The sequence below is a fragment of the Streptomyces sp. NPDC036822 genome, assembly GCF_055609145.1.
Genome location: NZ_JBVJPY010000011.1, coordinates 68,964 through 82,888, shown reverse-complemented (window position 1 = coordinate 82,888; position 13,925 = coordinate 68,964). Strand labels below are relative to the sequence as shown.

General features: G+C 71.2%; 19 protein-coding genes. All 19 read right to left on the bottom strand.

Annotation, left to right across the window (positions count from 1 at the left end; genetic code table 11):
• Positions 1 to 106 precede the first annotated feature (106 nt).
• Positions 107 to 1,144, bottom strand: coding sequence for a hypothetical protein (locus ACZ68P_RS24055; protein WP_471009436.1), 1,038 nt, complete (start codon positions 1,142 to 1,144; stop codon positions 107 to 109).
• 10 nt (positions 1,145 to 1,154) lie between these two features.
• Positions 1,155 to 1,799 carry a collagen-like protein gene (locus ACZ68P_RS24050; protein ID WP_471009435.1) on the bottom strand — a complete coding sequence of 215 codons (645 nt, stop codon included), beginning with the start codon at positions 1,797 to 1,799 and terminating at the stop codon, positions 1,155 to 1,157.
• Entirely contained in the window at positions 1,796 to 2,140 is a 345-nt protein-coding gene (locus ACZ68P_RS24045) for a hypothetical protein (protein ID WP_471009434.1), read from the bottom strand. The genes ACZ68P_RS24050 and ACZ68P_RS24045 overlap by 4 nt, the downstream gene beginning before the upstream one ends.
• A gap of 12 nt (positions 2,141 to 2,152) precedes the next feature.
• Complete coding sequence (locus tag ACZ68P_RS24040; RefSeq protein WP_471009432.1) at positions 2,153 to 2,524, bottom strand: hypothetical protein; 372 nt, start codon at positions 2,522 to 2,524, stop codon at positions 2,153 to 2,155.
• A gap of 11 nt (positions 2,525 to 2,535) precedes the next feature.
• Positions 2,536 to 3,489 carry an N-acetylmuramoyl-L-alanine amidase gene (locus ACZ68P_RS24035; RefSeq protein ID WP_471009430.1) on the bottom strand — a complete coding sequence of 318 codons (954 nt, stop codon included), beginning with the start codon at positions 3,487 to 3,489 and terminating at the stop codon, positions 2,536 to 2,538.
• 61 nt (positions 3,490 to 3,550) lie between these two features.
• Positions 3,551 to 3,994, bottom strand: a complete 444-nt coding sequence (locus ACZ68P_RS24030; RefSeq protein WP_471009427.1) for a hypothetical protein — start codon at positions 3,992 to 3,994, stop codon at positions 3,551 to 3,553.
• A 9-nt stretch (positions 3,995 to 4,003) separates the two neighbouring features.
• Positions 4,004 to 6,718 carry a hypothetical protein gene (locus ACZ68P_RS24025; protein WP_471009424.1) on the bottom strand — a complete coding sequence of 905 codons (2,715 nt, stop codon included), beginning with the start codon at positions 6,716 to 6,718 and terminating at the stop codon, positions 4,004 to 4,006.
• Between the two features lie 9 nt (positions 6,719 to 6,727).
• Positions 6,728 to 8,440: a phage tail family protein gene (locus ACZ68P_RS24020; RefSeq protein ID WP_471009422.1), complete on the bottom strand. Its 1,713-nt coding sequence runs from the start codon at positions 8,438 to 8,440 to the stop codon at positions 6,728 to 6,730.
• 143 nt (positions 8,441 to 8,583) lie between these two features.
• Complete coding sequence (locus tag ACZ68P_RS24015) at positions 8,584 to 9,042, bottom strand: hypothetical protein (protein WP_471009421.1); 459 nt, start codon at positions 9,040 to 9,042, stop codon at positions 8,584 to 8,586.
• Positions 9,039 to 9,497 (bottom strand): phage tail tube protein, encoded by a 459-nt coding sequence (locus ACZ68P_RS24010; protein ID WP_471009420.1) that lies wholly within the window; start codon positions 9,495 to 9,497, stop codon positions 9,039 to 9,041. Before ACZ68P_RS24010 ends, ACZ68P_RS24015 begins: the two co-directional genes overlap by 4 nt.
• 64 nt (positions 9,498 to 9,561) lie before the next feature.
• Positions 9,562 to 9,996 carry a minor capsid protein gene (locus tag ACZ68P_RS24005; protein WP_471009419.1) on the bottom strand — a complete coding sequence of 145 codons (435 nt, stop codon included), beginning with the start codon at positions 9,994 to 9,996 and terminating at the stop codon, positions 9,562 to 9,564.
• Positions 9,986 to 10,348 (bottom strand): hypothetical protein, encoded by a 363-nt coding sequence (locus tag ACZ68P_RS24000; protein WP_471009417.1) that lies wholly within the window; start codon positions 10,346 to 10,348, stop codon positions 9,986 to 9,988. Before ACZ68P_RS24000 ends, ACZ68P_RS24005 begins: the two co-directional genes overlap by 11 nt.
• Positions 10,345 to 10,674, bottom strand: a complete 330-nt coding sequence (locus ACZ68P_RS23995) for a hypothetical protein (protein WP_471009415.1) — start codon at positions 10,672 to 10,674, stop codon at positions 10,345 to 10,347. Before ACZ68P_RS23995 ends, ACZ68P_RS24000 begins: the two co-directional genes overlap by 4 nt.
• On the bottom strand, positions 10,674 to 11,087 hold the full coding sequence (locus tag ACZ68P_RS23990; protein ID WP_471009414.1) for a hypothetical protein: 414 nt from the start codon (positions 11,085 to 11,087) through the stop codon (positions 10,674 to 10,676). The genes ACZ68P_RS23995 and ACZ68P_RS23990 overlap by 1 nt, the downstream gene beginning before the upstream one ends.
• A 10-nt stretch (positions 11,088 to 11,097) precedes the next feature.
• A complete protein-coding gene (locus tag ACZ68P_RS23985) occupies positions 11,098 to 11,607 on the bottom strand; it encodes a hypothetical protein (protein WP_471009412.1) in 510 nt (169 codons plus the stop codon).
• Positions 11,607 to 11,906, bottom strand: a complete 300-nt coding sequence (locus ACZ68P_RS23980) for a hypothetical protein (RefSeq protein ID WP_471009410.1) — start codon at positions 11,904 to 11,906, stop codon at positions 11,607 to 11,609. Before ACZ68P_RS23980 ends, ACZ68P_RS23985 begins: the two co-directional genes overlap by 1 nt.
• Position 11,907: 1 nt before the next feature.
• Positions 11,908 to 12,273 (bottom strand): hypothetical protein, encoded by a 366-nt coding sequence (locus tag ACZ68P_RS23975; RefSeq protein WP_471009409.1) that lies wholly within the window; start codon positions 12,271 to 12,273, stop codon positions 11,908 to 11,910.
• Between the two features lie 14 nt (positions 12,274 to 12,287).
• Positions 12,288 to 13,139 (bottom strand): phage major capsid protein, encoded by an 852-nt coding sequence (locus ACZ68P_RS23970; protein ID WP_471009408.1) that lies wholly within the window; start codon positions 13,137 to 13,139, stop codon positions 12,288 to 12,290.
• Positions 13,140 to 13,161: 22 nt separating this feature from the next.
• Positions 13,162 to 13,896 carry a hypothetical protein gene (locus tag ACZ68P_RS23965; protein ID WP_471009407.1) on the bottom strand — a complete coding sequence of 245 codons (735 nt, stop codon included), beginning with the start codon at positions 13,894 to 13,896 and terminating at the stop codon, positions 13,162 to 13,164.
• Positions 13,897 to 13,925: the final 29 nt, after the last annotated feature.

The window sequence follows — 13,925 nt, the reverse complement described above, 5'->3', positions numbered from 1 at the left end:
GTAGCGGGGAGCAACGGGAACGACTGTAGCGTCCAGGGCGGACATCCGGCAGCAGAACGCAGAAAGCCGCCCCTGCCCGACCCGAAGGCCGGACAGGGGGCGTCCGTCAGGAGGAGCGCATGAGCCGGATCCACGACCCGTTCTTGAGGATGGTCGGGGTGCCGGATGACACGGTCTGCGCCCACCGCAGGCGGAGCGTCCCGGCGGTGCCGCTGGTGCGGAGGACGCCAGCCGGGCGGACGACGGACCCGGCGGCGACGATACCGACGCCGGACGAGGTCGCTACGTCGTACCGGCCCTGCTTCAGGCTCCCGATGTTGCCGGTGTTCCCGGCGCTGATCCCGGAGTCCGTCCACGACAGGGTCGCCCCGGCCGGGGCCGACCAGCCGAGGGTGATGTCCGCCGCGGGGTCCGCCTCCACATCGAGGTAGCTGTCCAGGGCGTAGACGGCGTTCGCGGCCACGGCGATGGCGAGGTGGTCGTCGTCCTGGAGGGTGGTCGAGGAGGTCACCGATTCGTCGGCCAGCTTGTGCGCCAGCAGGACGTCCGTCGACCGGAGTGCCGTGGTCGCCCCGGCGCCTTGCCCGCCGAGCGGCGGCTGAGGGCCGACGGGCCCGGTCGCCCCGGTCTCACCCTGCGGGCCCTGCGGCCCGGTCTCACCCGCCGGCCCCTGCGCGCCAGCCGCACCGGCAGCGCCCGTGGCTCCAGTCTCCCCCTGCGGCCCGGCGGGCCCCGTAGGCCCGGCGGGACCGGTCGCACCAGCAGGCCCGGCAGGGCCCTCCACGGGCGTATAGTCCGCCTCCGCCGGGTCCGCTGCGACCAGGTCCGTGATGTCCACCGGCGTCCCGTCGCCCAGCGGCAGAGCGAACACCCTGACGCGGTAGGGCAGGCCGTCGAGGCGCTCCTCCAGCCGCCAGTAGCGGCCCGTCGCGGGCTCCACGCCGTCCGCGTCGGTCGTTACGAGGGCCTGCGAGACCGCGCCGTCCACGAGCGTGATCGTGTCGCCGCCCGCGAGGATCTGGTCCCCCTCCGAGTCCGTCCATACGAGGGGGGTCGGGGACAGGATGACGGTCCCGGTCGCGGGCTCGCCGGTGACCGGATTGATGTACAGCCCGGTCACGGTCCGGGTCGCTGGCAGCGGCACATCGGCCTCCCTACGGGTAGATGCGGCGGGTCGGGTCGAGCGCCGCGGTCTCCGTGCGGCTCTTCAGCGGCCCCGGGTCCGCCGGGGCGGTGTCGCGCTGGCAGACGAGGACGTCCGGGTCACCCTTGTAGGGCTGGAGTGAGTAGCCGCCCGGGCAGGTCTGTCCGTTGGTGCCGTCGGCTCCGTCCCGGCCGTCGGTCCCATCGCGTCCTGCCGGTCCCGGCTCTCCCTGGGGGCCGGCGGGTCCTGCCGGGCCGGTCGGCCCGGGTTCGCCCTGTGGCCCCATGATGCCCTCGCCGTCCGTACCGGACGTGCCGGGGCTCCCCGACGGCCCGGGCGGGCCCGTAGGCCCCGGGGACCCGGGAAGGCCGTCGAGACCGGCCGGGCCCGGGGGGCCGGAAGGTCCCGGAGGGCCCTCGATGCTCTGCCCCGGCTGCCCGCGAGACCCCGGCGGGCCCGCGACGGGTTTCTCTCCGAGCTGTTCGACCTGCGTCGCCAGGGCGTCGCGGGCCTCGTTGGCCGCGCGCAAGTCGTGCGCGAGACCCTGCATCGTGACGATGACGAACGCGAACGCGGCCAGCGCGAGGCTGGCCGCGAGCCAGAACGCCAGCTCTCCGCGCCGTCGCGGGGCGGGGGTCGTGGTCTTGTGCTTCACGCGCCCGCCCCCTGTGCTTGAAGGTAGACGTTGAGCAGGAGCAGCAGGACTGGCACCACTAGGGCGCTGAGCAGGAGGCGCCGGTCGGCTGCGCGCCGTTCGATGGCGCGCTGGTCGTCCTGCCGCTTCTTCTCCTTCTCCTGCTCCCTGGCGTTCTCGACTGCGGTGACCCGTTCGGCCATCAGGCGCATGGCCTCGTCGCGGGCCAGCTGCTCCAGCTGGTACCGCTCCATCGAGACCTTGCTGTCGAGGCGCATGCCCAGCTCTCGAACGTCCTCCTTCAAGTCCTGGCGAACGTCCTCGAGGCGGCGCATCACCTCTCCGTTGGTCGGGTCACTCACGGACTACTCCGATCAGGCAGCGGGCTTGACGGGGCTGCCCTGCTCGATCGGCAGCGCGGACACCGGGGCAGTCACCTCACGGTGCAGCAGCAGCGCGACCGCGCCCTCGACGGCGCCCAGCCACAGCGCCTGCTGCTCCGCCGACATGTGCAGCCCGAAGGCCAGGAAGAGCGCCAGCACACCCTGTGCCAGGTTCACGATGGCCGCGCCGGCCGCGCCGTTGCGCAGCATGATCGCCGAGACGACCGCGACGATCAGCGAGAGGACGGCCATGATGGCGCCCTGCTGCTCGTTCGAGACGTCCAGGCCGTACGCGGCGGACAGCTTCAGCGTGATGGCGACGAAGGCCAGGATGTAGACGGGTTCGCGTCCGAAGATGCGCATGTGGTGCTCCTTCAGGGGGTGATGGTGAAGCCGCGGCGGGCGCCGAGCTTCTTGAGGGACTCGGCGCCCGGGATGCCGTTGGCGTCCGCGCCCTTGTAGCCGCACCGGCGCTGCCACGCCGCGTATGCGCGGACCGTCGCGGTGCCGAAGTGGCCGTCCGCCAGGGACGGGGCGAGGAGCCCCTCACGGACGAGGGCCTGCTCCACGGTCTTCACGCCGTAGTACGACACCGGCGTACCGCGCCGAGCAGGGTCGGACTTGGCCGCCGCGATCAGCTTCGACAGGTCCACGGTCGGCTTCGGAGCGACCGGCTGGGACGGCTTCGTCGGGGGCTTGGCCGGGGCGGGCTCGTCGACGGCCAGCCGGTCAGCGACCCGGTCCCGCATGGACGGCATCGCGACACCGCGCGGGTCGGACTTGTCGTCGGACCACTCCAGGTGCCCGATCGCCGACTTCGGGCCCCACCGGTGCAGACGGCAGATCGCGGCCGCCGCCTTCTCCATGGCCTCCAGCTGCACGGCCGGCCACGGGTCCTTGCCGTCGCCGAGGTTCTCGCACTCGAAGCCGTAGAAGTGCCGGTTGCCGTCGACGCCGTCCGTGTTGCCGACGTTCGGGCGCGGCGGGCGGACGTCGTAGTCCTCGCCGATGACTGCGGCCAGGACGTCCGCGTCGCCGCCGCCGGCGTGGTTGGTGCGGCCGTAGCCGACGACGTGGACGGTGCCGTCGCGGCGGATGACGCCGTGGCAGAGCGGGCCGGGCAGGCCCGGGTAGCCGTTGCGGCAGATCGGGACGGCGTTGATCTTGGGGCCGGTCACGGTGTGGTGGATCATCACGCCGTGTACGGGGCCCCAGGGGCGGCCGGGGCCGGTGCGGGTGTGGGTGGCCGGGCGGCCGACCTCCACCACGGTGAGGCCCTCGGCGCGCAGGGCGGTCACGAACGCGTCGTATGTGGCGGGTGTGGCCATGGCGACCTCCAGACATGAGAAAGGCCCGCGCTCAGGCGGGCGTGGGTCGGGCGGGGGAGGGTCAGGCGAGGCCCTCGATGAGGATCGTGCGGAAGTCATAGGTGGCGGTGCTAGCGGAGTTCACCCGGTGCTGGGTGGTGACCGTGAGCGTCTCGCCCGGCGACAGACCGGTGAGGATCTCCCGCAGGTCAAGGCTGACGTTGTCGGTGCCCTTCACGATCAGCGCCTCGGCGTCCGTCGGGCTGTACACCGTCCCGGACACCGAGCCGACGGCCTGCCACGAGGTGATCGAGTTGTTCGTCGTGGAGTTGCGGCCGGTGGCCCGGATCTCCACAGCCACCGACCCGGACGCCGGGACCACCACCGCAGTCGAGAAAGCACCCCCGGAGAGATTCGTGTACGTCGTCGAGGTCGTCGTACGCCCGGCGGTCGTGTCCTTGACCTGCGAGTGCGCGACGCCCAGCCGGGCGGCAGTGATCCGCATCCCGGCGAGCCAGTGAGACAAGGGGGCCTCCTACAGGGCGAGGTAGGTCGGGGTAGCCAGCTGCACGGCAGTGCCCGCGTCGTGGCTCTTGCTGACGCCGTTGACGGACCGGACGACCGTCGCGGTCTGCGTGGTGCCGGTGCCGGTGATCGCGGTCACCGTCATGACCTCGCCGCCGACGAGGACGTCGAAAGGGAAGTCCGACGGGTACGTGGCCGAGTCGACCCACCGGGGGAGAACGAACGTCGTGAACAGCACGCTGGTCTGCACGGCGTTGATGCTGGTGTCGACGACGCAGGACTCGGTGTCCGCCCGCCCGTACACCTCGTCATCGGTGATGCCGACCGTCCACGGCCCGGCGGGCGAGCAGGTCAGCAGGACGTCCCACTTGAACGTCTGCATCTCGTCGGTGATGCGCTGGACGATCAGATCCACCGGCCCGGGCGCCATCCCGTCTGGGGTGTCGGTGATCTGGATCCGGTCGCCGATCCCGAGCGCGGCCACGGCCGGGATCAGCTCCGGGTACTTGTGGAGCATGATCCGGACCGTCGGGTAGCGGGCCTCATCCCACGACACCAGATGCAGCCGCCACCCGGCCGCGTCTGGTGTCTGCTCGTCCTGATGCAGATTCAGGGTGACAGCCTCGTCGTACACGCCGATCTCGTCGGCCGTCAGCGGGCCGTCCTCCAGCACCGCGCGGTAAGACGAGCCGCCCACCCTCTGCACGGTGACGTCGTTGCGGAGGGTCAGATCGTCCTCCGTCGGCTCGAACGGCGGCGCCAGCTTCGCGTAGGGCAGCGTCAGGCGAACCGGCTGGTTCTCCAGCGACGTCCGCGACCGGTATACGAGCCCCTGCCGCATCGGGTCCTCGCAGAGGATCCCGCCGTCCGCGTCCGCAGCCTCCTGGAGCAGGTCCAGCAGCGCCGCCGGCCGCTGCGGGCCCATCAGCGCCGTGTCCCGGGTGACGTCCCCGTCCAGGACGGCCACCGCGACCGTCGCCGACTCCTCCGCCGCCAGGCGCAGCAGCCGGGCCTTCGCGGTCTCGCCGTCGAACCCGTGGTCAGCCCGGTCGTAGGCGGTCGAGGAGTCCGAGGCGTCCGCGAAGACTCCGAGGTGCCCGAGCCGCAGGTCCGCGACCGTGCCGATCCGGGTGTCGACGTGCGTGACCTGCCCGATCGCCCCGGCCACCGTGCCGCTCGCGGACGAGCTCGTCCCGCCGACCTGCGTCCACTCCACGGTGTAGGCGATGTTCCCGCCGCTCTGCGCCGCGCGGAGTTCGAGCCGGTGCCAGCCGTCGAAGATGGATGAGGTGGTCGCGATCGCCGAGTTGAGGACCAGGACGCCCGCCGCGTCGTAGCCCTGGAGCCGGGACCCGGCGGTGCTCATGGCGATCCGCCACCGCCGGATCCCGCCGGTGGTGCGCCAGGTCAGAAACTCTTGCTCCGCCACCGGCGGATCGTCGGTGTAGTACATGAGGACGATGCCCCACTCCGTGGAGGGGGTGGCCGGCGCGGGCACGATGCCGCGGAACGTCGCAGCCGCGTCCACGGTCGGCAAGGCCAGCGACCCGGCCAGGGAGGAGTCCTGCCCGAACGTGAACCCCGACACCGCGAGGGGGCCGCCCAGACCGACGGCCGCAGCCGCCCGGGTGGCGCTCTCGCCGTCCTCCATCGGCCAGTACGCCAGAGGGCTGTAGGCCGGGATCCGGCGGCGCAGCGTGGAGTCGAGCGCCTTCCGGCCCTGGCCGAGGCGCCGGAGGATCCCGGCGGTCTCGATCGGGGCGCGCTGGTCGTGCCCGGAGACGTGCCAGCGGGCCGGCCAGGTGGGGACGGCGTGGACGACCCGGTTGCGCCGGTCGGAGATGCTGGCGCCGTTGGCGACGGTCCACGTCTTGCCGGTGCTGTCTACGAAGGACGTGGCCCCGGGCGCCTGGGCGGTGAAGTCCGGGTTCGCGACGATGGTGCCGCCGATGCCGGAGCGGATCTCGGCGGCGTAGATGCGGCGCCCGTGGTTGGTGAACGCGATCCCGGCGTTGTCGCCGACCTCGACCAGTGCGGTCGAGGCGAAGATCGACGTGGTGCCGCCCGTGGTGACGGTCTCGCCGAACTCGACCCAGTCACCCGTGAGGGAGTCCGCGACGTACCAGCCGACGGTGTACCCGCCGAGGCCGTTGTTGACGTCGAGGGTGACCCGGACAGCCTGATGCCAGCGGAGCACCGGGATCACGGGGGACCGCTCCTCGATGAAGCTGGTGCCGTTCGTCGACCAGGAGAACAGCAACTCGCCCTCACCGGTGACCATCAGCCGCCACGAGCGCTGATTGCCGCTCAGCGTGTGCTTGGCGATCAGCTCGTAGCCGATGCCCGCGCCCAGCCACAGGTCCGGCTCCACCTCGATCCGGACGTCGATGTCGCCGACGATGTCCAGCGAGGCATGGTCCGGGGTGGTCGCGCGCCCGGCGACACTCTCCGGGACCAGGAGGTACGGCTGGGTGTTCCCGACCGACACCCTGCACGGCGTGTTGCGGGGCAGGCGCCCGAAGTACGGGCTGTTCGGGTTGCGGTTGGAGAACCGGCCATGGGGCGACAGGAGGGTGAGGCTGCCGGCCCCCGGGTCGACGGCCCGGCCCTCATCGGAGCGGCCCCGGGAGAGCCGGACTCCATCAGCGTGGACGACATAGTCGTCGGTGACGTCAGTCCACGTCCCTGCAATTTCCAGCTCCACGCGGGCGTCGGGAACCGGCATGCTGCCTCCTCAGTACTGCCTCTGCCCGAAAGCAACCTGAACGCTGCCTCGGCCCTGCTTCTGAACGATCTTGGTGATGACGTCCTGCAACCCCGCGCCGTGGATCTCGAACACGGTCGTCTGCGGCGCACTGGCGGCCGCGTAGCCGCCTGCCGACATCGGGCCCATCGCCATCCCCGGAACAGCGCCGGTGATACCCGCCAACTGCCGCTGAAGGGCCGGGACCTGCGAAGCGATACCGCCCATGAAGCCCCGCATCACGGAACGGCCAGCCGGGCCCAGGATCCGCGCGTCCGTCTCCGCCGGGCCCTTCCAGTCCGGCAGCGACGCCGTGATCCCTCTAAGGGTGCCGCTCAGGCTCGGGATCATCGACGTCACGCCGCTGATAAAGCCGCGCAAGAGGCTCTGCCCGGCGCCGTAGAGCATGCCGCCGAGCCCGCCCAGCGCACTGCGCGCCCGCCCAGGCAGGCCGCGGATCGCGGAGACCGCCGAGTCCAGGCCGCGGCGGACCGCGCCCAGCATCCGGGTGCCGGCCGCGGTCGCCATGCTGGTGATCGTGGCGGGCAGCGCGGCGAGCGCGCGGCCGGCCTTCGCGGGCAGCGACGCGAACCAGCGGACGATGGCGTTGACGAGGTCGGGGATGATCGAGTGGCCGACGAGAACGTCGTAGAGCCACTCGAACGCTCCGACGACTTGCTGTACGAACGAGCGGATGTTGCCGTAGACCTGGGCGGTCGTGGCGATGAAGTAGCCGAGGCCGATCAGGATCCACTCGATCAGCTTGCCGAGGTCGCGCAAGGCATCGCCCATGTTCGTGGGCTGCTTCCCGATGATCTCGAACATGCGGCCCAGGCCTGAGCCGATGTGGCCGAGCATGTCCCGCAGGCCCTCGAAGACGGGCTCGGCGTCCTTCAGGGCCGAGGTCAGCCCCGGAAGGAAGTTCGTCACCAGCCGGGTCAGGCCGTCTGTGAGCGGCTTGATCAGCGGCGCGGCGGCGGCGAACGTCTGCTGGAGCACCGGCGCGAGATCGAGGACGGCCGTCTTCACGTCCTCCAGCGCGCGGAGCATCGGTGATTTCATGGGCCAGGCGGCCTCTTTGAACACCTTCTTCGCGGTCTCCGCGAGGCTGCTCGCGGCCTTCTTCACCTCCGGCTCGTCCTTCAGGAGCGCCGCTCCCAGGCCGATCACGCCGATACCGGCGACCGAGATGACCAGGCCGCCGAGCGCGGAGACCAGCATCGGGCCCAGCGTCGCCATGATCCCGACGACGATCGCCGCGCCGATCGCGCCGACGTAGGGATTGGAGGAGACGGACTGGGTGACCCGCTGGAGCCCGGACATGCCCGTCTCCATGGCCGTGCCGATCCCGGTGCGGATGGCCGACCCGATCCGGGTCAGCATCCGCATGGCGAACCCCCGGCCGGCGCCGTCACCCGCGTTGCCCGCGTCGCCCTGGAGGCTGGAGCGCAGGCTCCGCATCTGGGTACGCGCGTTGAGGATCAGGCGGCGGAGGCCCTGGTTGGAGCCGTCGGCCAGGCCGTCGGCGACCAGGCGGGCCATGGTCCGCGTCTCGTTGACGAAGTGCCCGTTCAGGTCCCGCAAGCGCCCGTTGACGTCCCGCTGGAAGCCGGCCAGGCGCAGGTCTGCCTCTGAGATGCCGTGGCGCAGGCCGTGGTCGTCGGCGCGGATCAGGGCGACCAGCTCGCCCACATTGAGGGCCATGCCTCTCCTCTCGGTGGGTCAGCCGCGCAGCGCCGCGCGGATCAGGTCGGGGTCGTCGACGACGTTCATCTGCGGGCCGGCGACCTGCCGGAACACGGACTCGGGGGACAGGCCGTAGAGGAGGACCCAGAACCGGCGGGAGGTCAGGCGCGCGAGGTCTTCCGCGTCGAGGCGGTACTCGCGCGCGAAGTCGGCTTCGACCGCCCACCAGTACTCGCGGACTGTGCTCTGCGCGCGGCCCTGCTCGGCGGGCTCAAAGCTTTTCCCTGGCCCTCCTCAGCCGCGCAGACTGCCTCGTACGCCTCGGCGAACGTCATGGGCTTGCCCGCGGCGTGGGCGATGGACCAGCCCAGGACGGTCTGGAGTTCGCGCAGCCCCATCCCGGCGTCCACCCAGGCGTCGAGGACGTCCTCGCCGTAGAGCATCGTCAGGAGCTCGCGGATGTCGTCCTCAGCGGTCGAGGCCGACAGGTCGTTCATGCGGAGCTCGACGGCGAGGGGAATGTCGGTGGGGATCTGGACCTTGACGCCGCGGATCGTCTCGGTGCGGCGGGTGGAGACCGACGCCCAGAAAGCGTCGAACGACTGGGTGTTGGGGCTCATGCCTTGACCGCCGTGGTGGACGGGCCGGAGCGGAACACCGTCACGTTCCAGCTGGTCTTGTCGTTGTTGGCGCCGCCTTCGTCGCCCATCTCGAAACGCGCGTCGGCCCATACCTCCCACGTGGTGTCACCGGGGGCGGCGAACCGGAAGCCGACGAGGCTGTCCTCGCCGAGGCGGGCGGCCTGGAGCTCGACAAGGGACTGGCCCGGGTCCAGGGCGCCGGTCGCCGGGTCCTTCAGCCGGAAGCCCTCCAGCTGGAGGGAGCGGCCCTCCTGCATGTTCTGCGACTCGGCCCGCCCGTCGGAGCCGAAACTCGTCGTGTCGGCGTTCTCGTACTCGTAACCGCGGGTGAACGTGGTGATCCCGCCGGGGGCGATCGCCGTCCAGGTGCCCGGGTTGAGGAAGTCCTCGATCTCGAATTGGCAATCGCGGGCGTTGTACTTGATGGGGGCCATGGTGTCCTCCAGGCATGGCGAAGAGCCCGCGGCCGGTGGGCAGCGGGCTCGGAAGTGGGTGGGGTCAGACGCGGTGCGCGGTGACCGAGCGGGTCTCGACGCCGAAGTTGCAGACGTGTTCCTGGCGGCGGTTCTCGTCCATGCCGAGCGACGCGGCGTCGCCCTGGAGGCTGACCGCGAGGATCACGTGGGTGCCGTCGGGCAGTGTCGTCTGCGACAGGCCGTGCAGCGCGGAACGGATCGCGCGGCATCGGCGGCGCGAGACCCGCGGGTCGGCGGTGCCCCGCACCCGGATCTGCACCCGCACCTCGTCGTAGCCCAACTTGGAGTCGGACTCGGTGCCGTCGTCGTAGACGGCCAGGAACACGGCCTCATCGGGCGAGTCCGGGATCCGCTCGACGAAGCAGTCCCCGCCCTCGGCGTCGGGGTCGTAGGTCACCAGGCCGCGCTCCGCGAGATAGCGGGCGAGGCCGTCGAGGAGGTCGGTCTCATCGTCCACGGAACCACCTCCGCAGGTCGACCTGCATCAGCCGCAGGACCGTGTCCCGTTCCCGGTTCATCGGGATCTCCAAGTATTTCGCGGTCCGGCCCGGCAAGTGTTTCCAGGTCAGCTCTTCGTGCTGCCTGCGGGCATACACCGTGTCGAAGGCGACGGCCCCGTTGAGGCCCTCGCGGACCACCCGGCCGGAGCGCTCCAGCGTGCCCTCCTCCAGCGGCACGATCTTCCGGGCCTCGGCCAGCACGTGCTCCAGCCCCTTTTGGAGACCCTTCTCCGCCAGGCGGCGGCCCCGGGCAGTCCACAAGCGCTGGGCGTTTCCCGACTGGAAGCGGGTGTACTGAGGGGGGCTCACTGGAGCAGCACCTCCACGTGGTCCGGGGTCGGCATGCTGCCGCCCGACCGGTCCAGCACGGCGATCACGGTCGTCTGCCGGCCACTCGGCAGAGTCACCCGGGATTCGACCGGGCAGACGAGACCCGGCCGGGCGTAGAAAGTCGCGCTGGACACGATCTCCTTGCCCGACCGGTCCCGCTGGTCGCGCACGACACGGGTCTGCTCGTCGAGGAAGCAGCGCACGGTCTGCGGTGCGCCGTACAGCGGCTCATACGCGCTCGATCCGGCGTACGGCTCCACCGTGACCTCGTGGCCCAGCATCCAGCCGGGCAGCACGCTGGGCATCAGACCACCGCCCCGAGCTGGAAGAGGTCCGGGGTCAAGTCCGGGTTGCGCAGGGCGTCCCAGACCGCTGGGGCGATCTGCCGACCGGGGGACTCGTCCCCGGTCGTGACGGTGAGGGACCGGGACAGCTTGGCCGTCCCGATCTCCACCGTGCCCCAACCGACAGAGGCCGCGCCGGTCACGTCGCCGACGTCGACGCCCCACTCCACCTGCGCGCACGTGGCGTCCGCGAACGCGGTAGCCACGACAGCGTTGGTGGGCAGGCCGTCGTCGTCGACGTCGTACCAACACAGCCCGAACACCTGCGCATCGAGGAACGCAGATGCCCGCCGGAGCCGGACGTCGATGTCCGTCGGGGGCGTCTGCCCGGTGTACGCCTGGTACTGCGTACTGGTCGCGTAGATCCGGGCCACGGGCCACCTCCTAGGCGGACGCTCCGACGATGACCACGTCGTAGGTGACGGTGCTGCCGGCACCCGAGTTGGCGACCTTGAGCAGGTCGCCGGTGCCGGCGGTGACGGCCATGCCGGTGGCGTCGGCCGATCCGGACATGGCGCAGACCGTGGCGCCGGGGCGGAGCGTGAGCGTCCCGGCGGCGTTGAGCAGCCCGACCCAGTCGTTCGACGCGTTCGCCCCGACCACGACGTTGTTGCTGTTGCCGGAGGCCGCCGAGATCGCGATGAACTTGACCCTCGCGAAGGTGATCGCGGCCCCGTAGACGTCGGTCAGGACGCCCGCGAGATCGAGAGTCTCCGACGCCGACGCGGCGAGCGTCCGCTGGTCGTGGAAGACCTTGTCCGCCTTCCCCGCCGCTGTGCCGTCCTCCAGGTGCACGCCCCGGACGAAGTCCAGCACATCAGCAGCGGTGGTGAGGTCCGACGCCTTGGTGTTCCGGACACTGGCCCGGATCCCGAGGTCGGCGGTAAGCGCCATCAGCCCTCACCTCCGTACAGCTCGATCAGGTCGCCCTTCGTCGAGCCTTCGGCGTCGTCCGGGTCCGCGCCCTGAGCCACAGCCCAGCCGACCCACTCGGCCTTCGGGGCGTTCTTCGCCGGCGCTTCGGTGGGGAGGGTCGGCACGCCGTCGTCCGCCTGCTCGACGTACGGCGTGCCGTCCTCGTTCACCCGGCGGAGCAGGCCCTTGGCGAGCCGGTCCGCGATCGGTTCGGGAAGGGGCAGGTCCATCTCGTGGACTCCGCCGCCTTCCCCCAGGATGTGAATCGTCTCGGCCATGTCAGGTGTTCCTCGGGACCCGGAACGCCGTCATGGTCATCGCGACCGAGGTCTCGACGATGAGGGACCCGTCGGACTGGATGAACCGACCGGACTCGAACGGGCCGATCCACTGCGTGGCCGAGTTGGCCACGGTCACCGCGAGGTTGCCCTGACCGCCCGCAGCGGCCAGCGGCAGGGCTCCGGCGAGCACCGTCGCCGTGCCGGAGCCGCCGGACGCGTTGGACAGGCGCAGGAGCGTGAGCTCCGGCTTCGCGGCCGACACCTGGCCGCCGTTCCCGGCGCCCGAGGACACCGCGGTGCCGGCCGGGTCGGCGAGGTTGGAGTTGGGGACGAGAGAGCTGTACGCGACAGCAGTACGTGCCATGGGTCAGTCTCCGATCAGGTCTGAGAGGCCAGCGCCGTGGCGATGGCGTCGGGGCGGATGACCTTGGCGCCGTACAGCGCGAGGCCCTTGATGGCGTCCGAGAAGGACGATTCGGGGCGGTACGCCTCGGTCTTGTTGATCTGCTCGGCGAACGTGATCGCCGAGCTGACGCCGGCCTGCACGACGTAGTCGTCGCCGGTCGGGTTGGGCGCGTTGTTGGATACGGCGATGTCGAATCCGGCGGCGCGGCCCACGAGGCCGTTACGCAGGCCCTCGCTGGTACCGGCAGCGTCGAGGCGGATGAACCGGTCGTCCCTGAGGGCGCGGCCGTGGAGCCACGGCGGGATGACGCAGTAGCGGCCCTCGGTGGGGACGTTGGCCTCGTCCAGCTTGACCTTCAGCGGCACGAGGATGCTGTCGTAGAACGCGGTCGGCGTCGCGGTGGGCACGGAGATCGTGCCGAGCTGGTTCGCGGACTGCGCCTGGGTGTAGAGGGCGGCGACGTACTGGTCCACGACGTCGGCCAGCGCGTACGCGGCCTCGCTCATGGCCTGGGTCATGACGTTGCCCTTGGCCTGCCGGGCGTCGACGTCGTCCACGCGGAACGCGAAGTACTTGCACTGGTCCACGGCGAGGGTGCGCTGAGCGTCGGTCAGCTCCTCGGGCGTGATCGTGGTGCTGTTCGGGGTGTACGTGGCCACGGTCGGGCGGGAGATCGACGTGATGCGGACGATGTCGCCCGCCTCGGAGATCTCGCCCTCGTAGTCGCGGTTGATGACGCCGGGCTGTGCGTAGATGAGGCCCTTGCGCAGGGCGACCAGGAGCCTGGCGGACCAGATCTCCGGGCGGAAGCGGGTGATGGCCACGGTGGGCCCTCCTTATGTGGTGTCAGCCGCCGAGGAGGTTGCGGAGCAGGCCCTTGTCCTGGGCTGCCACGATGTCCTCCGGCGACATGCGAGAGAGGTCGTCCTCGGTCAGCTGCCGAGGGTCGTTGCCGCCTCCACCAGAGAGGTCAGCGCCACCGCGTGCCGGGCCGGCCGGGGTTGCGGAGAGGGAAGGGTTGGCGGCGATGGCCGCCTTGGCCGCGGCCACCAGGGCTGCGGAGTCTGTGGGGTCGATCTCCCGGATGGAGTCCAGGAAGCTGACGGAGTCGCGGAGCGCGCCCGGGTTGGCGCCGTGCTCGGACGCGGTCTCGTACAGCGCGGCGCGGAGCAGCGCCTCGCGGCGCTCGGACTGCGCGGCGGTGAGGCTGGCCTGGAGCTGCTCGGGGTCGGGCTTGTCGCCGAGCTTGATGCCGGCGGCCTTCAGCTGGTCGAGGAGGCCGGTGTACTTCGCTTCCTGTGCCTGCTCGGACTCGCGGAGCTTGGTGCGCCACGTGGCCGCTTCCTTGCGGAGGCTGTCGACGTATGCGGCGTCATACATTCGGGGCTGACCGGAGCCGTCCGCGGGCTGTCCGGACTGCTGTCCGCCCTGGTCACCGGCGGGCGGGGCGCTGCCGTCCGGAGCGGATCCGGAGGCGCCGCCGTCCCCTCCGTCGGCATAGAAGACCGGGGAGAAAGGGGCGCGGCCGTAGGGGTGGACCCAGCCGGAACGGTGCGCGCGGGCGAGGGTGCGGGTGTGCATGGGTGCCCTCCTGGGGCGAATCGGCCCGC